Source organism: Mesorhizobium sp. NZP2234, from assembly GCF_013170765.1.
Taxonomy (GTDB): Bacteria; Pseudomonadota; Alphaproteobacteria; order Rhizobiales; family Rhizobiaceae; genus Mesorhizobium; species Mesorhizobium loti_D.
Window position 1 is genome coordinate 3,401,075 of sequence record NZ_CP033364.1, and the last position, 23,239, is coordinate 3,424,313.

At 63.8% G+C, this 23,239-nt stretch carries 24 protein-coding genes, 1 other RNA gene and 1 pseudogene; 13 read left to right on the forward strand and 13 right to left on the reverse strand.

Annotated elements, in window-relative coordinates; genetic code table 11:
* Positions 1-160: 160 nt before the first annotated feature.
* A complete protein-coding gene (locus tag EB230_RS16680; protein WP_172373234.1) occupies positions 161-1,576 on the forward strand; it encodes an FAD-linked oxidase C-terminal domain-containing protein in 1,416 nt (471 codons plus the stop codon).
* A 96-nt stretch (positions 1,577-1,672) separates the two neighbouring features.
* Positions 1,673-2,194: a hypothetical protein gene (locus tag EB230_RS16685; RefSeq protein WP_172373236.1), complete on the forward strand. Its 522-nt coding sequence runs from the start codon at positions 1,673-1,675 to the stop codon at positions 2,192-2,194.
* A gap of 34 nt (positions 2,195-2,228) precedes the next feature.
* Here EB230_RS16685 and EB230_RS16690 read toward each other — a convergent pair whose 3' ends face one another.
* On the reverse strand, positions 2,229-3,215 hold the full coding sequence (locus EB230_RS16690; RefSeq protein ID WP_172373238.1) for a Dyp-type peroxidase: 987 nt from the start codon (positions 3,213-3,215) through the stop codon (positions 2,229-2,231).
* A gap of 132 nt (positions 3,216-3,347) precedes the next feature.
* On the opposite strand from EB230_RS16690, the gene EB230_RS16695 reads away from it, so the two are divergent.
* Complete coding sequence (locus EB230_RS16695; RefSeq protein ID WP_056573146.1) at positions 3,348-7,280, forward strand: AsmA family protein; 3,933 nt, start codon at positions 3,348-3,350, stop codon at positions 7,278-7,280.
* A gap of 79 nt (positions 7,281-7,359) precedes the next feature.
* Here EB230_RS16695 and EB230_RS16700 read toward each other — a convergent pair whose 3' ends face one another.
* The 3 genes from EB230_RS16700 to EB230_RS16710 all read right to left on the reverse strand — a co-directional run bounded on the left by EB230_RS16700 (position 7,360) and on the right by EB230_RS16710 (position 9,149).
* On the reverse strand, positions 7,360-8,247 hold the full coding sequence (locus EB230_RS16700) for an RNA polymerase sigma factor (protein ID WP_056573143.1): 888 nt from the start codon (positions 8,245-8,247) through the stop codon (positions 7,360-7,362).
* 33 nt (positions 8,248-8,280) lie between these two features.
* A complete protein-coding gene (locus EB230_RS16705; protein WP_056573141.1) occupies positions 8,281-8,586 on the reverse strand; it encodes a hypothetical protein in 306 nt (101 codons plus the stop codon).
* 125 nt (positions 8,587-8,711) lie between these two features.
* Positions 8,712-9,149: a helix-turn-helix domain-containing protein gene (locus tag EB230_RS16710; protein WP_056573138.1), complete on the reverse strand. Its 438-nt coding sequence runs from the start codon at positions 9,147-9,149 to the stop codon at positions 8,712-8,714.
* A 150-nt stretch (positions 9,150-9,299) separates the two neighbouring features.
* Between EB230_RS16710 and EB230_RS16715 the strand changes: the two genes are divergently transcribed.
* Positions 9,300-11,102, forward strand: a complete 1,803-nt coding sequence (locus EB230_RS16715) for a chloride channel protein (protein ID WP_081295089.1) — start codon at positions 9,300-9,302, stop codon at positions 11,100-11,102.
* On the opposite strand, the gene EB230_RS16720 is transcribed toward EB230_RS16715, so the two are convergent.
* The 4 genes from EB230_RS16720 to EB230_RS16735 form a co-directional block, all read right to left on the reverse strand.
* The gene (locus EB230_RS16720) at positions 11,099-11,320 is read right to left on the reverse strand and encodes a ribbon-helix-helix domain-containing protein (protein WP_056573132.1); all 222 of its coding nucleotides are present in this window, start codon (positions 11,318-11,320) and stop codon (positions 11,099-11,101) included. The two genes, EB230_RS16715 and EB230_RS16720, sit on opposite strands and share 4 nt — an antisense overlap.
* 10 nt (positions 11,321-11,330) lie before the next feature.
* Entirely contained in the window at positions 11,331-11,525 is a 195-nt protein-coding gene (locus EB230_RS16725) for a DUF4169 family protein (protein ID WP_056573129.1), read from the reverse strand.
* Between the two features lie 17 nt (positions 11,526-11,542).
* A complete protein-coding gene (locus EB230_RS16730; protein WP_056573125.1) occupies positions 11,543-12,079 on the reverse strand; it encodes an SspB family protein in 537 nt (178 codons plus the stop codon).
* Positions 12,080-12,225: 146 nt separating this feature from the next.
* Positions 12,226-12,915, reverse strand: coding sequence for a TetR/AcrR family transcriptional regulator (locus EB230_RS16735; protein WP_056573122.1), 690 nt, complete (start codon positions 12,913-12,915; stop codon positions 12,226-12,228).
* Between the two features lie 189 nt (positions 12,916-13,104).
* Here EB230_RS16735 and EB230_RS16740 point away from each other — a divergent pair, with 189 nt between their 5' ends.
* Positions 13,105-14,310 (forward strand): multidrug effflux MFS transporter, encoded by a 1,206-nt coding sequence (locus tag EB230_RS16740; RefSeq protein WP_056573119.1) that lies wholly within the window; start codon positions 13,105-13,107, stop codon positions 14,308-14,310.
* 60 nt (positions 14,311-14,370) lie between these two features.
* Here EB230_RS16740 and EB230_RS16745 read toward each other — a convergent pair whose 3' ends face one another.
* A complete protein-coding gene (locus EB230_RS16745; RefSeq protein ID WP_244494103.1) occupies positions 14,371-14,925 on the reverse strand; it encodes an AAA family ATPase in 555 nt (184 codons plus the stop codon).
* Between the two features lie 105 nt (positions 14,926-15,030).
* Positions 15,031-15,391: a transfer-messenger RNA gene (gene ssrA, locus EB230_RS16750) on the reverse strand.
* A 168-nt stretch (positions 15,392-15,559) separates the two neighbouring features.
* Between ssrA and EB230_RS16755 the strand changes: the two genes are divergently transcribed.
* Positions 15,560-15,871: a DUF2853 family protein gene (locus EB230_RS16755; protein WP_056573114.1), complete on the forward strand. Its 312-nt coding sequence runs from the start codon at positions 15,560-15,562 to the stop codon at positions 15,869-15,871.
* 361 nt (positions 15,872-16,232) lie between these two features.
* Entirely contained in the window at positions 16,233-17,027 is a 795-nt protein-coding gene (locus EB230_RS16760; protein WP_056573111.1) for a thymidylate synthase, read from the forward strand.
* A gap of 16 nt (positions 17,028-17,043) precedes the next feature.
* On the opposite strand, the pseudogene EB230_RS16765 reads toward EB230_RS16760, so the two are convergent.
* Both EB230_RS16765 and EB230_RS16770 read right to left on the reverse strand, forming a co-directional pair.
* Positions 17,044-17,229 (reverse strand): annotated as a pseudogene (locus EB230_RS16765) (tRNA (N6-threonylcarbamoyladenosine(37)-N6)-methyltransferase TrmO); the annotation flags it as partial.
* Positions 17,230-17,234: 5 nt separating this feature from the next.
* Positions 17,235-17,444 (reverse strand): molybdopterin-binding protein, encoded by a 210-nt coding sequence (locus EB230_RS16770; RefSeq protein ID WP_056573106.1) that lies wholly within the window; start codon positions 17,442-17,444, stop codon positions 17,235-17,237.
* Between the two features lie 211 nt (positions 17,445-17,655).
* Here EB230_RS16770 and modA point away from each other — a divergent pair, with 211 nt between their 5' ends.
* The 4 genes from modA to EB230_RS16790 all read left to right on the forward strand — a co-directional run bounded on the left by modA (position 17,656) and on the right by EB230_RS16790 (position 20,707).
* Positions 17,656-18,450, forward strand: coding sequence for a molybdate ABC transporter substrate-binding protein (modA, locus tag EB230_RS16775; RefSeq protein WP_056573103.1), 795 nt, complete (start codon positions 17,656-17,658; stop codon positions 18,448-18,450).
* A gap of 20 nt (positions 18,451-18,470) precedes the next feature.
* Positions 18,471-19,175, forward strand: coding sequence for a molybdate ABC transporter permease subunit (gene modB, locus EB230_RS16780; protein ID WP_056573100.1), 705 nt, complete (start codon positions 18,471-18,473; stop codon positions 19,173-19,175).
* Complete coding sequence (gene modC, locus EB230_RS16785; protein ID WP_172373240.1) at positions 19,172-20,284, forward strand: molybdenum ABC transporter ATP-binding protein; 1,113 nt, start codon at positions 19,172-19,174, stop codon at positions 20,282-20,284. Before modB ends, modC begins: the two co-directional genes overlap by 4 nt.
* A gap of 81 nt (positions 20,285-20,365) precedes the next feature.
* Positions 20,366-20,707, forward strand: a complete 342-nt coding sequence (locus EB230_RS16790) for a winged helix-turn-helix domain-containing protein (protein ID WP_056573094.1) — start codon at positions 20,366-20,368, stop codon at positions 20,705-20,707.
* 75 nt (positions 20,708-20,782) lie between these two features.
* Here the strand turns inward: EB230_RS16790 and cobF are convergent, their stop codons facing one another.
* Positions 20,783-21,544, reverse strand: coding sequence for a precorrin-6A synthase (deacetylating) (cobF, locus tag EB230_RS16795; protein ID WP_172373242.1), 762 nt, complete (start codon positions 21,542-21,544; stop codon positions 20,783-20,785).
* A gap of 129 nt (positions 21,545-21,673) precedes the next feature.
* Here cobF and EB230_RS16800 point away from each other — a divergent pair, with 129 nt between their 5' ends.
* Both EB230_RS16800 and EB230_RS16805 read left to right on the forward strand, forming a co-directional pair.
* Positions 21,674-22,693, forward strand: a complete 1,020-nt coding sequence (locus EB230_RS16800) for a DUF4424 domain-containing protein (RefSeq protein ID WP_056573087.1) — start codon at positions 21,674-21,676, stop codon at positions 22,691-22,693.
* Entirely contained in the window at positions 22,693-23,211 is a 519-nt protein-coding gene (locus EB230_RS16805) for a dihydrofolate reductase (RefSeq protein ID WP_056573083.1), read from the forward strand. Before EB230_RS16800 ends, EB230_RS16805 begins: the two co-directional genes overlap by 1 nt.
* The last annotated feature ends 28 nt before the right edge of the window (positions 23,212-23,239 follow it).

The window sequence follows — 23,239 nt, forward strand, 5'->3', positions numbered from 1 at the left end:
ACAGAGTGTGACTGCGGAGGCTCTTTTGTTCTGACGCAATTCCCCAGGGAATGCGCATGCGGCTTTCCCAGGAAAAGCGCTTCGCACTTTTCCTGGAATTGCTTTAGGCATCCATAGCTGCAAAACAAGCGTGGGCGCTGGTCCATTCGCGGAGGAATTCATGGCTCTGAGCGACCTCAATCCGGTCGAACGCAACGAGGAAGGCATCGCGGCGGTGCTCGGCATCCTCAAGCAACAGCTGGGCGAGCGCTTCCAGACGGGGCAGGCCATCCGCTCGCAGCACGCGCACACCACCACCTATATCCCGACGCAGGCGCCCGACGGCGTCGCTTTCCCGGAGACGACGGCCGAGGTGCAGGAGATCGTGCGCGCCTGTGCGGCGCATCGCGTGCCGGTCATCGCCTTCGGTGTCGGCTCCTCGCTGGAAGGCCACACCAACGCGCCGGGCGGCGGCATTTCGGTCGACACGTCGCGCATGAACCGTATTCTTTCGGTCAACCCGCAAGATCTCGACTGCACGGTCGAGCCTGGCGTGACACGCGAGGATCTGAACCGGCATCTGCGCGACACCGGCCTGTTCTTTCCGATCGATCCGGGCGCCAATGCCTCGCTTGGCGGCATGGCGGCGACGCGGGCTTCCGGCACCAATGCGGTGCGCTACGGCACGATGCGCGAGAACGTGCTGTCGCTGACGGCGGTCATGGCGGACGGCGAGACGGTGACGACCGGCAAGCGGGCCAAAAAGAGTTCGGCCGGCTACGATTTGACCAGGCTGCTGGTCGGCTCGGAAGGCACACTCGGCATCATCACTTCGCTGACATTGAAGCTGCAAGGCATTCCGCAGGCAATCTCGGGCGGCGTCTGTCCGTTCCCGAGCGTAGAGGCGGCCTGCAACGCCGTCATCGCGACGATCCAGATGGGTATTCCGGTGGCGCGCATCGAACTGGTCAACGGGTTGCAGATGCGGGCGATGAAGAATTATTCCAAGCTCGACTATCCCGAGAGCCCGTGCCTGTTCGTCGAGTTCCATGGCAGCGACGCCAGCGTAGCCGAGCAAGCCGAGACGTTCGGCATGATCGCCGAGGAAAATGGCGGCGGCCCGTTCCTGTGGACCAGCGTTGCCGAGGAGCGCACCAAACTGTGGAAGGCCAGGCACGATGCCTACTGGTCGTCGCTGACGCTGCGGCCGGGCGCCAAGGGCCTGTCGACCGACGTGTGCGTGCCGATCTCGCGCTTTGCCGAATGTGTCACCGAAACCGAAGCCGACATCGCCGAGATGGGCCTGATCGCGCCGATCGTCGGCCATGCCGGCGACGGCAATTTCCACGTGCTGGTGCTGATGGATGTGAACGACCCGAACGAGATCGCGCTGTCGGAAAAGTTCGTCGCGCGGCTCAATCTGCGGGCGATCGCCATGGATGGCACCTGCACCGGCGAGCACGGCATTGGCCAGGGCAAGATCGGCTTCCTGCGCCGCGAACTCGGCCACGGCGTCGACATCATGCGCACCATCAAGCAGGCGCTGGACCCGCAAAACATCATGAACCCCGGCAAGATATTGCCCGATATGGGGTAGGGCCTCACGAAAAGGCTCGTCTTGACCGCGCCACCATTCGGGCCGACGCTCCGAGGCGGCCTGAAAGAACAGGCACGTCAGCTGAGGAGGACCGTGATGGCCATTTCACGCAAGGAAGAAGCGCGCGCGCTGAGCGCCGATGAAAGGGAACTGGTGGAAAAGTCGCACCATCCGGCGGTGCAGGACCTTTCCGACGCCGACCTTTCCGGTCTGGTCAAGCTACTGCGGGAGCGGCGCGACAAGGCGCAGACCGAAGCGCACCGCCGTCGGCGCGAGATTCGTGGCAAGGGTGCGCCGAAAGGCACTACACCTTCAAAGTCCGATAGTGGCTCGCAAGTGAAGCTGGCGGTGCTGGCCATGGCCATGCGGCGGCTGAATGGCGAGGCCGAACGGCGACGCCAACTGGCGGCCCGCGTTTCCCTGGTCGGGAACGCACGCAAGGCGCTGGCCTTGAAGCAAGGTGCGGCAGCGGATGGTCCCGCGCACAATTCACGCACAGCTCACAACGGTATGCGGGCCGTAGCCAATGAGCGGGCGCCAAAGCTGGTCCGTCCGGCCGAACTCGGCCGGCAGCGCAAGGCAGCCAAGGTGGCGCAAGCCAAGCGCGACGCACGCTGAGGTCCCTGCGGACAATGGCTGTCGGCCCGCCGCTTTACCGTGCGGCGGGAATTTGGTCCTGCGCGTTCTGGACAAGGGTTTGCAGCATGGGACGGGTTGGCGCGAAGAATGTCGTGCCGGTCTGCGGTGTCGAGACGTCGAGCAGCCGGTCGTAAGCCCCCGGCGGGTCGCCGACATACATGCGCTGCAGCATTTTCTCCGTGACCCAGAGGTACCTGCTATAGCCGATGAAGTAGGTGCCGAACTCGTTCTGCCCGGGCCTGCCGAACGGCATGTTGTCGCGCAATATGTCGTACTCGTTGCCGTCGGCATCCTCGATCGTGGCCAGCGACTTGTGCGATTTGCGTGGCGCGTCGTCATCATCGATCTCGATGTTGTCGATCTTGGTTCGGCCGATGATCGCCTCCTGCTCGGGCGTCGGAATGCGCGCCCAGGCCTGCATATCGTGCAGATATTTCTGGACGACGACATAGCTGCCGCCGGCAAAATGGCCGTCTTCGTCGCCCACGAGCGCCGAGGCGGGCAGGTCGAGGCCGGTCGGGTTGGCGGTGCCGTCGACGAAGCCGAGCAGGTCGCGGGCATCGAAGTAGCGAAAGCCGGTCACCTCGTCGACGACGGTCACATCGGGACCAAGCCTGTCGAGCAGGATACGCTCGAACTCGAAGCACATGTCGGGCCGTTCGGACCGGATGTGGAAGAGGAGGTCCCCCGGTGTCGAGGGCGCCGAGTGGACCGCTCCCTTGATCGGCGCGAATGGTTTCAGTTCCAGCGGCCGCCGGCCCGGGCTGAGACGGTCCCAGAGATCGCGGCCGATGCCGGAAATGCACGACAGGTGGCCGCCGAGGTCGCGGAACCCGACAGTCTTGACCAGGTCGTCAAGCTCGCCGAGCACGGAACAAACCTTGGCCAGGGCCGGCTGTTCCGCGGCGACCGTGACGACGAGGAAAATCGCCGATTGCGAAAGCGGAGCATCGACGCTCTGCGCATCGATCGGCACACGGTCCCAATTCTTGCTCGACATCCGATAATCTCCGCTTTTCCCGGATTTGTTTCAGATCGCCCAGGATGACGCAATACTGGATGAATTGCCTCTTTATCGACACGCGGATGCGGGTAGAGTGCGGCAGAATTTCAATCAACCTGTTCGGAGCTGATGCTCGCACGCCTGTTCGTGATCTTCGGTGGCTTGTTCGTTCTGGTGCTGTGCGCGGCGCTGGTGGGACCGTATTTTGTCGACTGGACCGGCTACCGCGCTCAGTTCGAGCGCGAGGCAAGCGCCGTCCTCGGCCGCAAGGTGACCGTGCAGGGCGACGCCACGGCCAGGCTGTTGCCATTCCCCTCGGTGACGTTCTCCAACGTCGCCGTCGCCGGTGGCCCCAACGGCCAGCCGGCCATGACCGTCGAGACGTTTTCGATGGATGCGGAACTGGCACCCTTCCTGCGCGGCGAGGTGCTGATCTTCGACATGCGGCTGGTGCACCCGAAGGCAACCATCGATATTGCCAATGACGGCACGGTCGACTGGGCGATACGGCCATCCTCGCCCTTCGATCTCAACCAGATCTCGATCGAGAAGCTGACGGTGACGGAGGGGCAGGTCGAACTGCGCCATGCGGCGGGCGGGCGCAGCCACGTCTTTTCCGAAATCAACTCGACCATTTCGGCCAAGTCGCTGGCCGGCCCATGGCGCATGGACGGCACGTTGCGGCTGGACGGGTTGCGCACCACTGTGGCGGCGTCGACCGGCAAGGCCGAAGGCAATGGCCAGATGCGGCTGCGGCTGAAGGCCGATCCCGATGCTTATCCGCTGGTCATCGAGACCGACGGCAATGCCGGCATCGTCAACGGCGCCGCCGTCTATTCCGGCCAGTTCAAGATTTCGAGTGCTGACAAGAATGGCGCCGACAAGAACAGCGCCCAACTGCGCGGCAACGATGGCGAGACGGTGAAGGTCAGCGCCGGCAAGCCCGATCCGGGTTTCCGGCTGAACGGCAAGTTCTCGCTCGACCACCAGAAGCTCGGCGTCGACGAATTCCGCTTCGAGACCGGACCGCTGGACAACCCCTATACAGCCGACGGCAAGGCCTCGGTCGATCTCGGCCAGAAGCCCAGCTTCGCCATCGAGGCCAATGGCGCGCAGGTACAGTTCGACGAGGCGGTCGGCGCCCAGGCCGGGGCCGGCCTGACGCTCGAACAGCGCATTGCCGGGCTGGAGCAAGCGCTGCTCGGGCTGCCGAAGCCGACCATACCCGGCACCGTCGAGGTGAAGCTGCCGGCGGTGGTGGCCGGCGATACGACGGTCCGCGACGTCCATCTTTCCGCCGAGCCGGTCGAAGGGGGCTGGTCGGTGAAATCACTCGCCGCGACCTTGCCCGGCCGCACGACGCTGGAGGCCAATGGCATGCTGAGCGTCGAGGACCATTTCGGCTTCACCGGCTCGCTGCTGCTGGCTGTGGCGCAGCCATCCGGTTTTGCCGCCTGGCTGTCGAAGGATGTCGACGAGGCGATCCGCCGTCTGCCCGCCGCCGGCTTCAAGGCCAAGGTCGATCTCTCCGAGAAGCGCCAGGCCTTCAGCGACCTCGAACTGATCCTGGGCAAGGCGAAGTTTTCCGGACGCATCGATTCCAGCCAGCCTGACGAAGCCAGGCCATCGGTGCTGATGCGGCTTGAAGGCGGCGAGCTTGACGTCGATGGGCTGGCGGCCTTCGCCTCGATCTTCGTCAGCGACAAGGGGGCCAACCGCTTTGCCGACCGCGATCTCGATTTCCAGATCAAGGCCGGGCCGGTCAGCGCCGGCGGGTTGACCGCCGACACGGTCGACACCGCGCTCAGGCTGCGTGACGGTTTGCTTGAAGTCGACCGGCTGTCGGTCGGCGGGCTGGCGGGCGCCTCGATCAGCGCCACGGGCCGGATCAAGGATTTCCCGGCGAGCCCCACCGGCAAGCTCGACGCTTCCGTCGTCGCTGTCGACCTCAAGCCGCTGATCGACGTTGCCACGCAGCATTATCCCGACAGTGCGGTGCTGAAGGGGCTGTCGAGCCGTGCCGCCGCCTATCCGGACCTGTTCCAGGATGCCCGTGTCGACCTTGTGGCGAGCGCCGCCGACAATGGCGACGGCACGACGGGATTGGCAGTAAGCGGGCAGGGTAACGCCGGAGGCTCGGCCTTTTCGGCTTCGCTGTCGGGGAAGGGCGCGCTGGACAGACTGCTTGAGGCACCGGTGACGCTGACCTTCAACGCCAAGAGCCCGGATGCCACGGCACTGCTGGCGCTTTACGGCCTGCCGGCGCTGCCGCTTGGCATGCTGGGCGAGGCACACACCGACATCCAGGCCAAAGGCACGCTTGGCGGCGGTCTCGCGACGACTTTCAGCCTTGTCGGCAACGATTTCAAGGCCGGCTTCGAAGGGACGATCGCCGACACGCCGCAAGGGCCAACCGCCAAAGGCAAGATCGATCTCGATGCCGCCGACATCGAACCCTGGCTGATGACGACAGGCATCGGCCTGCCGGGCATGGGAGCGGGCATGTCGACGTCGCTCTCGGCCCAGGGCGACTATGGCAACGGTCTGCTGGTGCTGGACAGTGTCAGCGGCGCCGTCAACGAAGCGGCGGTCTCCGGCGACGTCAATATCGACACCAAAGACGGCGTTCCGCATCTGGCCGGCGCGCTGGCGCTCGATGAGCTCGATCTCGATCCGATGGCCGTGGCGCTGTTCGGCGATTCCGCTTTCCTTGTCGACAAGAAGAACGGGGCCGACAAGAGCGCGAGCGACAAGGGCGGCGTTTGGCCGTCCTCGCCCTTCAGCCAGAAATCCAGCCTGCCGTTCACGGCCGACCTCGACCTGACGACATCAGCGCTTGCCGCCGGACCGTTCGCCACCGCCTATGACGCCGCCTTTTCGCTCAAGCTCGACAAGGAAGGCATCCGGGTTTCGGACCTCAAGGCGAAGCTTCTTGGTGGTGCGTTGACCGGCCTGTTCGAGCTGAAGAACAATGAAGGCACCGGGCTCTTCACCGGCCAGATGAAACTGGCGGGCGCCGACCTGGCGAACGTGTTGCCGGATGCCGGCGTTGGCGGCATCGGCGATTTCTCGACGACGCTGTCGACCAGCGGCAAGTCGGTCGATGCGATGATCGCCGCTCTGTCCGGCTCCGGTACCGCGACGCTGAGAAGCTTGCAGATCGCCGGCGTCAATCCCGATGCGTTCAGCGCCTTCCTGGCCAAGGCGGATGCGATCGGGCGCGACATCGACGTGGCAAAGACCGCCGGCTTCGCGCCCGGGATCGCGGCCGATGGCAGTTTCGCCGCCAAGGATGCCGACATCGCCTTCACGATTGCCGGCGGCACGCTGCGGGCGCCGCCGATCAGCCTTGAAAATCTCGCGGCGACCCTGTCCACCGACATCACGGCGGATCTCAACACCAGCACGGTCTCCGCCAAGGGCGCGATCACCTATCGGCCAGGCGACGAGGCACTGGTCGGTTCGGAGCCGGTCGTCAATTTCACCGCCGAAGGGCCTTTCGGCGCCGTCACGCGGCGGTTCGACAGCGAGCCGCTGGCGCAGTTCCTGACCCAGCGCGCGCTGGAAAGAGAGCAGCAGCGCGTCGAGGCGATGCAGGCGGCGCTGCTCGAAAAGCAGAGGCTGCGGCGCGAGGTGCGCTACTACGCTGCGTTGCAGGACGCGCGCGACAAGGCCGCCGAAGAGTTGCGCCGGCAGGAGGAAGCGGCGCGGCTGAAAGCCGAGGCGGACGCCAAGGCGAAAGCGGAGGCTGAAGCCCAGGCTGAAGCGAAAGCGAAGGCCGACGAAGAGGCGAAAGCCCAGGCCGATGCGAAAGCCGCGGCCGAGCAGCAAGCCGCCGACGAAGCCGCCAAGGCACAGGCCGAACAGGAGCGGCAGACGGCGGAAGAAGCGCTGCGCGTTGCTTCGCGGGAAAGGGCCAGGCTCGAGGCCGAACGCAAGGCCGCGGAACAGGCACCCAAGGTCGAGCGTGCGCCGCTGCCTGAGGCCAACGACAATCCACCGCCGGCCAAGCCGAAGTCCAATCCGTTCACGATCGACAATCTGCTGAAGTCGTTGCAGTAGGGCAGTAGGGCAGTAGGGCAGTAGGGCAGTAGGGCAGTAGGACAGGCCTTCCCAGTTGCTCTCCCGAAGGGCGATCGTCTCAGGGAACGAACAACTCGGCACCGTCGGCAACGTAGCGGGCGTGGCGGAAATCGCGGATGGCGGCGAGCTTGCCGTCCTGCCAGGCCAGCAGGATGAAATAGGCGGGTCGCGCCATTGGGTTGCCAGGATCGCGGACAAGGATTGCCGGCCTGTTTTCGACGAAGCCCGGCACAAGACGCCAATCCTGCACCCGGGAATAGTTGTTGAAGTAGGTGCCGACGTCCTTGCGGCCGTTGAGCCGTGTCCTGGCCACCAGTTCCAACCGCACCTCTTGCGCCAGCATGTCGCGCACCGCGTCGAAATCACGGGCATTGAAGCGGTCGATGTAAGCATCGAGCAGCAGTCGTTCAGTGGCGCCCAGCCTGGGAAGAGGGCGGTCGTCCGGTTCGTCGGCGATCCGGCGCAGCCGGTCGCGGCCGCGATGCAGTGCCGCCTTGATTGCAGGAATGCTGGTGTCGAGCATCGCGCTGATCTCCTGCAGGGAATAGCCCAGGACGTCCATCATGACGACGCTGCTTCGCTGTGCGACGGGAAGACGCATGAAGGTATGCAGCCCGGCGGCCGCGGCCTGACGATCGATGGTGGGGTTTACCGGGTCGACGATCATGTCGGGGTCCTCATCGGCGGTGGTCTTTTCGCGGGAGCGCCGGCGCAGGAAATCGAGCGCCGTATTGTGCGCGATGCGAAACAGCCAGCCTTCCGGATTGGCGATCGGGCCGGCGTTGGGCAACGCCTCGAATGCCTTGGCCAGCGCCTCCTGCAGCACGTCCTCGCCGTCGATGACCGAGCCCGTCATGCGGGCACAATAGCGGTGCAGCTTGGGGCGCAATTCCCCAGACAGGCGCTCAAAGAGCCGATGCTGCTCGCCGGGAATGGGAATGTTCATAAGCCTCCCGTTCGATGACGCCGTCTGCCCCTGTCACTCATCCAGCATCCGATAGCTGCCCACCACGGTCATCTCGTCGCGTTGCGGACGTTCGCTGCAGCGATCCCTGATGCCGTTTTGAAAAGCCTCGAATGCGGCCAATCCGGTGATGATCTCGGCATGGGCATCGGTTTCCGTCTCGACCAGATGGACGAAAGTCCCGTCGCCGGATCGCAAGGTCATGTAGCGAACGCCGTCCGGCGATTTGTCATGCAATTCCTGGAAGACCGCCTTGATCAGCCGCTCATTCTCGTCGGCTCGTTCGGGTTTGGTCTTGTAGCGTATCAGATGACGTTTCATCGCTGGGCTTCCTTTCGATTGCGTCTCTCCCTTTGAGGCCTTCATCCCCTGGACGTTGCGGCGAGGTCAAAGGATTCGGGCGCCGCAAAAAATCACCATGCCATCCGGCGCAAGACGCCTGCGCGTCACTCGCGACCCTGGTCGAGCAGGCGCCGCAGCATGGGTTCGATGCGAGAAAGCTCGTCGAGATGCGCCGCCGACAGTTCAGCCAGGCAATCGTCGGCGCGCTCGGTCAGCCGCAGCAGTACACGGCGGTGGTCATCCTTGTCCTGATCCCGTGTGACCAGGCCCGCCTCGCTGAGGCGATTGACCAGTTCGACGGCACTGTGGTGGCGGATGCGCAGGCGTTCCGCCAGGTCGCCAACCGTCACCGGTCCGCCGCCCGGAAATCCCTTGATCGCCAGCAGGGCCTGGTGCTGGCGCGGCGTCAGGCCGGCGTCTTCCGCCTGCACCTGGCTGAATTCGAGGAAGCGGCGGATCAGGTAGCGGAACTCGGACAGCCGCTGGTAGTCGGACTGTTTGATGGCGGGGCGAGATTTTCCGGGCTGCGTCATTCCAGACATTTGTTCCATTCCGGCAAAAGGCTCAAACGGTTTTGGTGCAGACCGGCTTGAATTTATATCGTATTACGATACATAGCGAGCCGACAAAGCCGGCTGGCATCTTCGCCCGTGCCACATATCCGAGATCCGGCCGCCGCCAGAAAGCCAGCCATGAAGCCCCATCATTCCGAAAACGGTCACTTGCGCGATTTCACCACCGACGCGCGGGTCTTGACCATTGCCACCATAGCCGTGGTGGTCGCCACGGCGGGGTTGTTCGCCGGCATCGTGCTTTTGAAACTGATCCGGCTCGCCACCAACATCGCCTATTTCGGCCAGTTCACGCTCGACGACCTGAAATTGCAGGACACGCCGCTCGGTTACGCCGCGGTGGTGGTGCCGGTGATAGGCGCACTGATCATCGGCCTGATGGCACGCTATGGCAGCGAGAAGATCCGTGGCCACGGCATTCCCGAGGCCATCGAGGCGATCCTACTCGGGCGCTCGAAGCTCGATGCCAAGGTTGCGATCCTGAAGCCGCTGTCATCGGCGATTTCGATCGGCTCGGGCGGACCCTTCGGCGCCGAGGGCCCGATCATCATGACCGGCGGCGCGATCGGCTCGCTGATCGCGCAGATGCTGCCGGTCACCGACAATGAGCGCAAGACGCTGCTGGTGGCGGGAGCGGCGGCGGGCATGACCACGGTGTTCGGCACGCCGATCGCCGCGATCATGCTGGCGGTGGAACTGCTTCTGTTCGAATGGACGCCGCGCAGCTTCATTCCGGTGGCGGTGGCGGCCATCGTGGCCGAGGTCGAGCGCACCGTGCTGCATTTGCCCGGGCCGATCTTTCCGTTCCAGGGCGGCATGGCGGTGTCGTTCACCGGGCTCGGCGGCTGGGTTCTGGTCGGCATCTGCGCCGGCCTGTTGTCGGGACTGCTCACCCAGATGGTCTATGCCTGCGAGGACGCCTTCCAGAAATTGCCGATCCACTGGATGTGGTGGCCGATGATCGGCGGCCTGATGGTCGGCGTCGGCGGCTTGATCGAACCACGGGCACTCGGTGTCGGCTACGACAACATCGCCGACATGCTGGATGGACGCACGATCGCCACCGCGGCGCTTCTCCTGCTCGTGGTCAAGGCGATCATCTGGTCGGTGGCGCTCGGCTCGGGAACATCCGGCGGCGTGCTGGCGCCACTGCTGATCATGGGTGGCGCGATGGGCGCTGTGCTTGCCGGGATACTGCCCGCGGCGGATCCGGGATTCTGGGCGCTGCTGGCCATGGCGGCCACGATGGGTGGCACGATGCGCGCGCCGCTGACGGCTACTTTCTTCGCCGTCGAGTTGACCGGCAACACGCATGTGCTGGTGCCGCTGATCGCGGCCTGTGCGGCGGCGCATGCCGTGACGGTGCTCCTGATGAAGCGTTCGATCCTGACCGAGAAGATCGCCAGGCGAGGGCACCACCTCGTGCGCGAATATCGTGTCGATCCGTTCGCGCTGACCAGGGTGCGCGAGGTGATGACGTCGCAGGTCGAGAGCGTGCCGGCGACGATGACGCTGCATGGCGCGGCGGCCTTCCTGACCGCGCCTGAGACACGCCATCCGAGTTTTCCCGTGATCGATGACAACGGGCAGGTGCTCGGTCTCATCGATCCGCCGGCGATCCTGCGCTGGCGCCGTGCCGGCACGCACAGGACCACGACGCTCGGCGAGTTGCTCGCCGGAACCAAGGTAACGCTCGCTTTTCCCGACGAATATCTGGAAGGTCTGTCCGACAAGCTGTTGATGGCCAACGTGTCGCATCTGCCGGTCGTCTCGCGCGAGGACGCAAAGCTGGTTGGCTATGTCGGCTGGAAGGATCTGATGCGCGTGCGCTCCAGAAAACAGGCCGAGGAGCGTGATCGTTCAACCTTGCTTGGCTTCGGCACCAGGCGCGGGAAAAAGACGGACCCGGTCGAGAGCGCCTAGATCGGTCCGCGCTTCACCCACTGCAGTACGTACAGCCTCAGCGCCGAGGACAGGTTGGTGTCACGGGGCCGGGTCTCGTCGACTTCGGCCACGAGTGCTGCGAGCGTCAGCTTTCTCTGCGCCGCGATCGCGACGAGATCGTCGTAGAAGGGTTTTTCGAGGGAATAGCTGGTGCGATGGCCGCGAATGGTCACGGAGCGCTTTTCGACGACGCTCACGGCCGAACGCTCATTGCTCGTCCTTGCCGAACGGCTCGAGGCGATGGCCTTCGACAAATTTTTCGGCCTTGTCGGCGACCTGCCGATCGCGTTGCTTGTCCGCCTTGGAACGGCCGTGCAGGATCCGGTTCTGTTCGGCGACGCGCAGCTTCTCGTCCCGCGCCCTCTGCTTGCGAGCCTGGCGGAGATTGACGATGTCGGCCATGGCGAGAGCCCGGGAGCCTATTTCTTGCGGAAGGCGTCGAGCGAAACCACTTCGGCGCCCTTGGTGCCGGCTTCAGCCGCGGCGGGCTTCTTCTCCGCTTCGGCGGCGGCCTTCTTCTCGGCCTTCGGCTTCTTCTCGGAGACGATGGTCAGCGGCTCGGGCGCGGGCGCGGCTGGTTCCTCATCGGGCTGGGCGTCGGTCTTGACGTCGAACTCGAGTTCGAAATTGACCGAGGGATCATAGAAGCCGCGCACGGCCGAGAATGGGATTTCCAGTTTCTCCGGCACGTCGGAGAAGGACAAGCCGACCTCGAAGCCGGTGTCCGTCACCTTCAGGTCCCAATACTGGAACTGGATGACGATGGTCATCTGCTCGGGATAGCGCTCACGCAACCGCGACGACACGCGCACGCCGGGCGCACCGGTCAGGAAGGTAATGAAGAAGTGGTGGTTGCCGGGAAGGCCGGTGCGTGCGACCTCGGCCAGGACCTTGCGCATGACGCCGCGCAACGCCTCCTGGGCCAGAATGTCGTAGCGGATGTGGTCGTCGGCCATGTGGTGGTCGGGTTCCGTTGAATCGTCCGCATAGCTGTAATCAAGCTTGAGCGCGGCGTAAACCGCATATAGATCACCGCCGCGTCGAAGCGAGGACTATTGCCAACGATTTGATCGGCAAGCCGGCTTCATGGCAACCGCAAATGTTATGCGTTAGCCAGCGTGGCGTGCTTTTTCGCGCTGGCCGCCGTGGGCCGCTTGCCGAAAGCGCGCAGGAAGGTGCGCACGCCGTTTGTCGCCGATTGCACCACCTCGTCCTCGCGCGGTGTGCCGCCGAGCATGAAGGTGGTCTGCAGTTCGGCATTGACGAGGCCGAGGAACTGGCGCGCCGCGACGTCGGGATCATCGATTACGAGATGGCCGCCATAGGCGAGGCGGGCGAGGCGGGCGGCGATTGCCGGCCATGTCCTGCCCGGGCCTTGCTCGCGCCATTCGGCAAACAATTCGGGATAGCGCTCACCTTCGGTCTGGATCAGCTTGCGCAGGAATTTTCCGTCGCGGTTGCAGATGCAGTTCTGGTTCAGGCGCACGGCAAAGCCGATCAGATCGGCTTCGAGGTCCCCTGGCTGGTCGGGAAAGGTGGCTATGGTGGCGAAGATGCCCACATTGCAGCGCTCGGTGAGGTCGCGCACAACGGCCATGAAGAGCTTTTCCTTGTCGCCGTGGTGGTTGTAGACGGTTTGGCGCGAGACGCCCGCCTCGGCGGCGATCAGGTCGATGTTGGCGCCGGCGAAGCCCTCGCGGCAGAACACGCTGGCGGCGGCGTCGACAATCGATACGCGCTTGGCCTCGTGGCCGCGTGGCGGGAAAGTGTCAGGAGAAACGCCCGGTCTCATGAAATTCTATATAGAGGTGATTGACGATTTGGACAAGAGTGTCTAAATTTCTGGACAGGATGCAAAGAGATTTCGCATCGAGGAGACGAATAGAATTCGCTCCCGGCGAGTCGGAATCTCGCGGTATGGACCGTCCTAGGGTTAGACGTCGCCTGGCGGCGGCAGCCAGATTCGAAAGAAGCCAATATCATGAGTCCCAAATTCCTCCGCATCGCGGTCGTGCTCGGCCTGTTGTCCGCCATCGGCCCGTTCGCGATCGACATGTATCTTCCCGCTCTGCCGTCGATCGGCGCGGATCTGCACGCCGGCACGGCCGCCGTGCAGATGAGCCTGCTGATCTTCTTTCTGTCGATGGGTTTCGGCCAGATCGTCGTCGGGCCGATCTCCGACATGGTCGGCCGCAAGCTGCCGCTCTATGGCGGCCTTGCACTGTTCATGGTCGGCGGCATCGGTTCGGCAATGGCGCCGACGATCGAGTGGCTGATCGCCTTCCGCTTCCTGCAAGGCCTTGGCGCCAGCGCCGGCATGGCCGTGCCGCGCGCGATCGTGCGCGACCTGCACACAGGCAATGAGGCGGCCAAGCTGATGTCCTTGCTGATGCTGGTGTTTTCGGTGTCGCCGATCCTGGCGCCGCTGACCGGCAGCCAGATCATCGAGAATTTCGGCTGGCGTGCCGTGTTCTGGACGGTGACCGGCGCGGCGGCCCTTGCCACCATCCTGCTCGCGACCTCGCTCAAGGAGACGCGGCCTGCGGAAGAACGCGTCGGTTCTTCCTTCGGAACCGCGCTTGCCGGCTACCGCTTCCTGATGGGGGACCGCAATTTCCTTGGCCTCGTGGCGATCGCCGGCTTCGGCATTGCGAGCTTCTTCGTCTATCTGTCGAGCTCGTCCTTCATCCTGATCGACCATTACGGGCTGTCGCCTTCGGTCTACAGCGTGTTCTTCTCGATCAATGCGGTCGCCTTCATCGGCATGTCGCAATTGACGGGAGTGCTGGCCGAGCGTTTCGGGCTGCGGCGCGTGGTGCGCGTCGCGGTGACCGGCTATGCCTCGACGATGGTGGTGCTGTTCGCGGTGATGGCGGCGGGTATCGACCGGCTCGATGTGATGGCGGCCCTGCTGTTCGTCGGCTACGGCTTCCTCGGCCTGGTTATCCCGACCACCTCGGTGCTGGCCATGGAAGAACATGGCGAGATCGCCGGCACGGCTTCGGCCTTGATGGGCACGCTGCACTTCGCCATCGGCGCGCTCGCCATGGGCGTCGCCGGGGTGTTCTTCGACGGCACGCCGCTGCCGATGGTCGCCGGCATCACGCTCTGCGCGGTGATTTCGTTCACGCTGGCCAAGGTCACGCTTGGCCGCTCGCACGAGGCGGTCGAGGCGCCGGCGGAATAAGCAAACCAAACGCATGAAAAAGGCCGGGTTCATCCCGGCCTTTTTCATGCCCACGGGGCCTTATGCCCGAAGGCCGGCCTCGCCGATGATGAAGCGGACGCGCTCCTCCACCGGCACGAGCGGCAGGGGCACAAGTTCGTACCCCAGTTCGGCATAGACGCCAGCCACCGAGTCATGGGTGCGCCTGGCTTCGTCGAGCGTCTGTTTGCGCTCTTTGTCCTGCGTAAAGATCTCCGGCCAGGGCGGCGCGATGAAGACACGGCGCGCATAGCGGAATTTCCGCGCCGCGCTGACGGCGTGATCCGGCACCGGCAGGCCGCAGAGCCTGAGGTACCCGATCGTGTCCGGCACGCCGCGATCGAAGAAGACCGGACCGGATTCGGCATGCGCGGCATGCCAGGAGCGCAGCTCCCAGGAAAGCATCAGTTCGGCGAAGAGCGCGCGATCCCGCCAGGCAAGGGCAGGGCCGCCGATCGCCACCTGATCGCGGATGATGCCGCGTCCGGCCTCCGGCGCCGTCGGAAACCCTGCTTGTTTCAGCGCCTCGATCAAGGTGGTCTTGCCGGAGCCCGGGCCGCCGGTCAGCACGAAGAATCGATCGGAATCGTTTTGCAATGTCCCATCCATGGAGAAGGGGGCGCACGCATGGCTGCCGAAGGCATGCGAAGGGGCCGCCAGCGGAAGCACCATTTTGCGTGACGCAAATTGAAGGGAGGGAGAAGTGGAGGTTTCTGTTGCCAGGTACCTCCGAACCCCGCCTAGAAGTGCGAACCCCTAGGGCTTGATTTGAAGCGTTCGCACTGCATTAAGCAGCGAGACGAGCTTCCGCATAGTTGTCGTTGGCAACTATAAGTTTAGCCCGATGACGGTGGTACAATGCCGGGCAAAAGTACGATCTTTACACCTTCGTCGATCCTATTTCGCCCCCATCAAAAACCGCTCTGTCTTCAACAGCGGCTTTTGGTGGAGGCGCCGGGTACCGCCCCCGGGTCCGAACGGCTTATTTCATCGCCCATTTATCGCCATAGTCGGTCAAGCCGACAAAACGAATATAGGGGGCGTTTGACTGAAATGAAAGGCCGCAATGGACCTTTGTCCCTGTGTCAAATTGCGACGGCAAGGGTTGACTTGGGAGCGGTCTCAACCGAAGCTTTGCGGGCGGTGAGGGATTATCGACCTAGCGCACGGATTGCGAAGCGCGCCACAGCCCTCATCGATCGGATCCGTGGCGCCGACGAGGGGAAATTTAATGGCCGACTATCTTGCAGACGTGAAGAAGTACGACGCGGGCGCCAGCGCCGAAATTGTCGAAAAGATCGTCAAGCATCTGGGCATTGCGCTCAGGAACCGCGATTCCTCGCTGGTGTCCTGCACGGACCCGAAGGAGCTTGAACGCGTCAAGGAGAGCTGGGTCGCCAAGAAGCTCGGCATCAGCGACGGCGCGAAAGCCGACGCCTCGATCGAGAAGACCTGCAAGGCCATGCACGCCGACAACACCAAGAGCCGGGTGACTTTCTACTATCTGGTGGCCAAGGATCTGGGCAAGCTCGGCTCGCTGTGACGCTCGCGCATCAGTTTGCGAAGGCTGGTACACCGCAGAATAGCCGCTCCAGCCTTGTTTTCACTTTATCGCGCGTCAGCGCTGCCCCTCATCTGGCTGCCGCCATCTTCTCCCCGTGAACGGGGAGAAGGACGCTGTTGTCGCCATTTTTGCCAATCGCCAACGTTGCAGAAATGGCGCGGCGAAGCGGCCCAGCTTCTTTCTCCCCGTCACTATACGGGGAGAAATGCCCGGCAGCGCAATGAGGGGCGGCGCAAACGTTTGGAAGAGTGGTTCGCAATCGCTACTTACGCCGTTTTGCTGTGTTCGGCCGCCGGTCTGGCCGCTATAATGCCCAAACACTCGAATCGAGCCGGAACCGATGCGCCAGTATCTCGACCTCTTGCAGCATGTGCTGGAAAACGGCGCCGATCGCGGCGACCGCACCGGCACCGGCACACGCTCCGTCTTCGGCTACCAGATGCGTTTCGATCTGGCGCGCGGCTTTCCCGTCACCACGACAAAGAAGCTGCATCTGAAGTCGATCATCCATGAACTGTTGTGGTTCCTGGCCGGCGACACCAACATCAAGTACCTGACCGACCACGGCGTCACGATCTGGGACGAATGGGCCGACGAGAACGGCGACCTTGGCCCCGTCTATGGCAAGCAATGGCGTTCCTGGCCGGATGGCCATGGCGGCTCGATCGACCAGATCGCGGGCCTTCTCAAGGAGATACGCCGCAATCCTCAATCGCGGCGATTGATTGTCTCTGCATGGAACCCCGCCGAGGTGGAAGCCATGGCACTGCCGCCATGCCACTGCCTGTTCCAGTTCTATGTCTCCGAGGGCCGGCTTTCCTGCCAGCTCTACCAGCGCTCCGCCGACATCTTCCTCGGCGTGCCGTTCAACATCGCGTCCTACGCGCTGCTGACGCTGATGGTGGCGCAGGTGACCGGGCTGAAGCCGGGCGACTTTGTCCACACGCTGGGTGACGCGCATCTCTACTCGAACCATTTCGAACAGGCGCGCGAACAATTGCGGCGCACGCCGAGGGCGCTGCCGACCATGTGGATCAACCCCGAGGTGAAGGACCTGTTCGCCTTCCGTTTCGAGGATTTCCGGCTGGAAAACTATGTCGCCGACGCCTCGATCAAGGCGCCCATCGCGGTCTGAAGTGTGCTGATATTCAGGGATCGAAGATTTCGATGCGGCAGACCGTGCCGTCGTCACTGCCCTGTCGCGGCGTGACCACGCGCGAGGCCCAGAGGGTGCGGACGACGCCGATGAACACCAGGCCGGCGTCGGTCGCCGGCGGTGCCTCGATCGCGACCTCGCTCGGCCGGATCCCGTTTTCCCGAACCGTCTCTGGCCGCAAGCGGTTCAGTCGATGCCGACCATCACATCCGAGGCCTTGACCACGGCATAGGCCTGCTTGCCCTTTTCGAGCTTGAGGTCGGCAACGGCTTCATTGGTGATCGAGGCGGTGACGATGGCGCCGCCGCCAATGTCGATCCTGACATGCGAGGTGGTGGCTCCCTTGACGATCTCGGTGATCGTCCCCTTGAGGACGTTGCGGGCGCTGACCTTCATCGGGCTCTCCTTTGCTTTCATGCATGTCGTTCGCTCAAAACCGAGGTCGCTTTTGGGCGACATGCATCAGGTTTCCTGCTCGTCCTACCAGAACAATCGACGCCGCACAGGCGTTTTCGCGAGGTGCCGGGCCTTCCCTTGTTATATTCATGCGGATATATCGGATGGCAGGCCGTGAGCCGCACGGATTTCAAACCAGGGAGAGTTTTCGATGACGCGCAAAGGTTTCGGGTTGAGGGCGATCGCCATTGGCGGTTTTGCGGCGACGCTGATGGCGGCGATGCCGGCCGCCCATGCGGAAGACAAGGTCGTGGTGTTCGCGGCGGCCAGCCTCAAGGATGCGCTCGATGCGGTGAACAAGGCCTGCGAGGCTGATGTCGGCGAGGCCGCGACCGTCTCCTATGCCGCGAGTTCGGCACTGGCCAAGCAGATCGAGGGCGGGGCACCGGCCGACGTCTTCATCTCGGCCGATCTCGACTGGATGAAATATCTCTCCGACAAGAAGCTGACCAAGCCGGACACCGAGGTGAAGCTGCTCGGCAACGAGATCGTGCTGGTGGCGCCGAAGGATTCGACGGTCGATGCCAGGATCGAGAAGGGTTTTGACCTCGCCGAGCTGGTCGGCGACGGCAAGCTCGCCATGGGCGATTTCAAGGCGGTGCCGGCCGGCAAATATGGCAAGGCGGCACTGGAATCGCTCGGCGTCTGGTCCTCGGTCGAAGGCAAGGTGGCGCAGGCCGAGAATGTGCGCGCGGCACTCAAGCTGGTTTCAACGGGCGAGGCCGCTCTCGGCATCGTCTACGCCACAGACGCGCACGCGGAAAAGGGCGTCAAGGTGGTCGGCACATTCCCGGAGGATTCGCATCCGCCGATCATCTATCCGGTTGCCCAGACCGCCGATTCAAAGGACAAGGATACGCCGGCTTTCCTGAAATGCCTGCAGTCCGCCAAGGCCGGCGCGCTTTTCAAGGAACAGGGCTTCACCGTGCTCACGCCGAGCAACTGAGACGGGTCTGACATCGCAATATGAACTGGCTGCTGGACCTCACTCCCGACGAATGGAATGCGGTCCGGCTGTCCGTCAAGGTGGCGACTGTGGCGATGCTCGCCAGCCTGCCGCCCGGCATATTGATCGCGCTGCTGCTTGCCCGAGGACAATTCTGGGGCAAGACGCTGCTCAACGGCGTTGTTCACCTGCCGTTGATCCTGCCGCCCGTGGTGACCGGCTATCTCCTGCTTTTGACTTTCGGCAAGCGCGGCCCGGCCGGTGCCTTCCTGGCCGAGCATTTCGGCATTGTCTTCTCTTTTCGCTGGACCGGTGCGGCACTTGCCTGCGGCGTCATGGGCTTTCCGCTGATGGTGCGGGCGATCCGGCTGTCGATCGAGGCGGTGGACCGCAAGATGGAGGCGGCGGCGGGCACGCTTGGCGCCAATCCCTTGTGGGTGTTTGGCACCATCACGCTACCACTGATCCTGCCAGGGCTGATCGCCGGTTCCATCCTGGCCTTCGCCAAGGCGATGGGGGAATTCGGCGCGACCATCACCTTCGTCTCCAACATCCCTGGCGAGACGCAGACGTTGCCGTCCGCGATCTACACTTTCACGCAGGTGCCGGGCGGCGATGAGGGCGCATTGCGGCTGACATTGATCTCGATCGTCATCTCGATGGCGGCACTGGTCGCCTCGGAGGTGCTGGCGCGGCGCGTCGGGCGGCGGATGGACATCGAATGAGCGTCATCGTCGACATCAGCCACCGGCTGGGCGATTTCGCCATCGAGGCCCGTTTCGAGAGCTCAGGGCGGCTCACAGCGCTGTTCGGCCCATCCGGTTCGGGCAAGACCACGCTCATCAACATGATCGCCGGGCTGATCCGGCCCGACAAGGGCCGCATCGAGGTCGACGGCCGCGTGCTGGTCGACACAGGTGCCGGCATTTTCGTGCCGAAGCACAAACGCCGCATCGGCATGGTGTTTCAAGATGCGCGCCTGTTCCCGCATATGAGCGTGGCCGGCAATCTGCGTTACGGCCGCTGGTTCACGCCGGCAAAGGAGCGCTATGCCGACATGGATGGCGTCGTCGACCTGCTCGGCATCGGCCCGCTGCTCGGGCGGCGCCCGGTAAAGCTGTCGGGCGGCGAGAAGCAGCGTGTGGCGATCGGCCGGGCGCTGCTGGCCAGCCCCCGATTACTGCTGATGGACGAGCCGCTGGCCTCGCTCGACGAGGCGCGCAAGGCCGAGATCCTGCCCTATATCGAGCGGCTGCGCGACGAGACGAAAATCCCGATCGTCTATGTCAGCCATTCGGTCGCCGAGGTGGCGCGGCTGGCCAGCGACGTGGTGATGCTGGCGCAAGGCAAGGTCGTCGCCAGTGGCCCGACCGAGGCCGTCATGCAAAGGCTCGACCTGTTGCCGGCTGAAGAGCGCGGCGAGGGTGGCGCCGTGCTGGACACGAAGGTGCTGCGTCACGACGAGGTGTTCGGCATGACCGTGCTCGGCTCGGCCGCCGGTGAAATCCGCGTGCCGCGCCTTGCGACGATGACAGGGGCTCGCGTGCGTGTCCGCATTCGTGCCCGCGATGTGATGATCGCGACCGAGAAACCGACAGGCCTCAGCGCGCTCAACATCCTGCCCGGCATGATTGTGGCGATCAGTCCGGGCGAGGGACCGACGGTCGAAGTCGGCATCGATTGCCATGGCGCGACCGTGCTGGCCCGCATCACCGAACAGTCGCGGCAGGCGCTGAAACTGCGGCTTGGCGGCAAGGTTTTCGCGGTGGTCAAGACAGTGAGCTTCGACCAGGCGAATACGGGGGCAGGCCTGCCCGCCGAGGCGGATGGATGAGTGCGCTATGTCTTTTTGGAATAGCGGTATCGGCGAAGACCTTCTACTATGGGGACCGGGCGTGAGCGAGGAGGAGCAAAAATGCCATCGCTGAGCTTGCGGATAAATCTCGATCCTGACGGGCGGATCGGTCCGGGCAAGATCGAGCTTCTGGAGCATATCGCCACCTTCGGCTCGATCTCGGCCGCCGCGCGCGGCATGGAGATGTCCTACAAGCACGCCTGGGACCTGGTCGAGGACATGAACCGGGTGTTCGGCAAGCCGCTGGTTGCGGCGCAGACCGGCGGCCGCAAGGGCGGCGGCGCGCAGCTGACGGCCATCGGCCTGGCGGTGGTCAGCCGGTTCCGCGCCATCGAGCGCGCGGCGACCGCCGCGGCGGCGGCTCACATGGATGCACTGCAGGCGGAGATCGACGCGGGGTGAGAGAATAGTCAGTAGTCAGTAGTCAGTAGTCAGTAGTCAGTAGGGAATGATGCCGGCTTCCCTACTCCCTACTCCCTACTCCTGCTTGCGCAGCAGATAAGTGTCCATGATCCAGCCCTTTTTCCGGCGGGCCTCCTCGCGGACCTTTTCAATTTCGGCACCGACATCGCCCAGGCGGCCCGAGACAAGAATCTCGTCCGGCGTGCCGAGATAGGCGCCCCAGTGAATGATGAGATCATGGTCGGCCAGCGTGTTGAAGGCGCATTTGCCGTCCAGCATGACGACTGTGCTGCCGGCATTTTCCGCAAGGCCTTCCTCGGTCAGCCGTCGCCCGGTGGTGACCAGAATGGAATCGCCGATGCGGTTCAGCGCTGTTTTATGACTGGCGGCAAGTGCCTGGATGGCGGTGATGCCGGGGATGACCTCCAGCTCGAAGGCGACATTCTCTCTCAGGCGCACCCGCCCGAGAATACGCAACGCGCTGTCGTAGAGCGAGGGATCGCCCCAGATCAGGAACGCGCCGCATCCGTCCTCGGCAATCTCGTCGCGGATCAGGGCTTCGTAGAGGACGGCGATGGCTTCGTGCCAGTCGTCGACGGTCGAACGGTAGGAGGATGTCGGTTCAGCGCGCACCGGCACGTCGAACTCGACCCGGCGTGATTTCGGGTTGGTGACGAAGCGGTCGCAGATCTCGCGCCGCAGGTCGGCGAGGTCGTTCTTTTTCGCGCCCTTGTCGGGGATGAACAGCACGTCGGCGCGGTTCAGGCCTGATATGGCCTGCACGGTCATGTGGTCGGGATTGCCGGCGCCGATGCCGATGACGAGAAGCTTGCGCATGGGCGAACTCCTGCCCGATCGCAACCCGCGTGTCCAGACCGCCACTGCGTGTCCATGCGAGCGGAAGGGCTTTGAAACGCCGCATTGAAACGGCTAGGGTCATCAGGCATTCTTGCCGAGGGGGCTTCGATGTTGCGATGTGTTCTGACTGCGGCGCTGGCGCTTTCCGCCGCGCCTGCCTTGGCCAACGATTCTGTTGCCGAACTCGGCACAGGCGGCCTGATCCTGTCGCGCAGCGACGCGGTCGCGATGCAAAGCGAGGACCTCTTCATCTCGCCCGAAAAGGTGACGGTCGACTACGTCTTCCACAACAACACCGATAGGGATGTCGATTCGATCGTCGCCTTCCCGATGCCGGACATTTCGGGCGATCCCGAAGAGATGCCGGCAATCCCTGAAAACCAGAGCGACAATTTCCTCGGCTTCGAGGTGACGATCGACGGTGTCGCGGCAAAGCCGCAACTCGAGCAGAAGGTGTTCGCGCTCGGCATCGACATCAGCGCCGACCTGAAGGCGCAGAATGTGCCGTTCAACCCGTTCGGCGACGCGGCCAAGGCGGCACTGGCGAAGTTGCCGAAGGCGGTGGCCGACGACTGGGTCGATCGCGGCATCATCATCGAGGATCCGGAAGGCGACAGCGACCCAGGCACCAACCCGTCCTACGCACCTTTCTGGCAATTGCGCTCGACCTATTGGTGGCGCTCGACCTTTCCGGCCAACAAGGACGTCCGTGTCTCGCACCGCTACAAGCCCAGCGTCGGCGGCACGTCATCGGTCAGCTTCTTCAGTGACGGCCATTTCCAGGGCGCATACGCCGCCTACAAGACCCGCTACTGCATGGACGACACGTTCGAGAACGCGGTGCGCAAGGCGGCGAAGGACAGTCCGGACGGTTACCCGAAATACTACGAAAGCCGCATCGCCTATATCCTGACCACGGGCGGCAACTGGGCGGCGGGCACCATCGGCAAGTTCAAGCTGACCATCGACAAGGGCAATGCGAAAGCCCTGGTCTCGTTCTGCGGCGACAACGTAAAAAAGGTCGGGCCGACGACCTTCCAGATGACGGCGGACGATTTCTACCCGGAGCACGACATTGACATCCTGCTGCTCGAACCGTCGAACAGCAATGGCGGGGACGCGAACTGATGCATGTCGCCATCTATGTCGCCATTGCCGAGAACGGCGTGATCGGGCGGGACGGCGGGTTGCCCTGGCGGCTCTCCACCGATCTCAAGCGTTTCAAGGCCGACACGATGGGTAAGCCCATCATCATGGGCCGCAAGACCTATGAAGGCATTGGCCGTCCGCTGCCGGGCAGGCTGAACATCGTGGTCACGCGCGACAAGACCTGGCGGGCCGAGGGCATCGAGGTGGCGCACACGCTGGAAGCCGCCATTCAGCTGGCAACCGTGCGCGGACGCTGCATGGCTGGCGTGGACGAGGTCTGCGTCATCGGCGGTGGCGAGATCTATGCCCAGGCGCTGCCGCTGGCCGACCGGCTGCACGTCACCCATGTGCTGGCCACCGTCGATGGCGATGCGCATTTTCCGCCGATCGACCCCGAGATATGGCGCATGGTCAGTGCGCAGGAGGTTCCGGCTGGAGAAAAGGACAGCCACGCAACGCGCTATTCGGTTTACGAGCGCCGCCGCCAGATACTTTGATAGACAAAACGTGCATTGAGGGACGACA